We start from the raw sequence: 387 nt of genomic DNA, 5'->3' as shown, positions 1-387 counted from the left end.
CGCCTGGTCAACTTGCACCTGCGGGCCTCCTACACCTACCTCTCTCTGGGCTTCTTTTTTGATCGGGATGACGTGGCTCTGGAGGGCGTAGGCCACTTCTTCCGCGAATTGGCCGAGGAGAAGCGCGAGGGCGCGGAGCGTCTCCTCGAGTTTCAGAACGATCGCGGGGGCCGTGCACTCTTCCAGGATGTGCAGAAGCCATCTCAAGATGAATGGGGTAAAACCCAGGAGGCCATGGAAGCTGCCTTGGCCATGGAGAAGAACCTGAATCAGGCCCTCTTGGATCTGCATGCCCTGGGTTCTGCCCGCGCGGACCCTCATCTCTGTGACTTCCTGGAAAGCCACTATCTGGATAAGGAGGTGAAACTCATCAAGAAGATGGGCAAC

1 protein-coding gene is annotated in these 387 nt (G+C 57.9%); it reads left to right on the top strand.

Going from position 1 to position 387, the window contains the following annotated elements:
* Positions 1-387 (top strand): ferritin-like domain-containing protein (locus ABGN05_RS30045; protein ID WP_367957718.1); only part of this gene is annotated, 387 nt, incomplete at both ends.

Source organism: Aquibium pacificum (assembly GCF_040839445.1).
Lineage (GTDB): Bacteria > Pseudomonadota > Alphaproteobacteria > Rhizobiales > Rhizobiaceae > Aquibium > Aquibium pacificus.
This window is presented reverse-complemented; position numbering and strand designations above follow the sequence as displayed.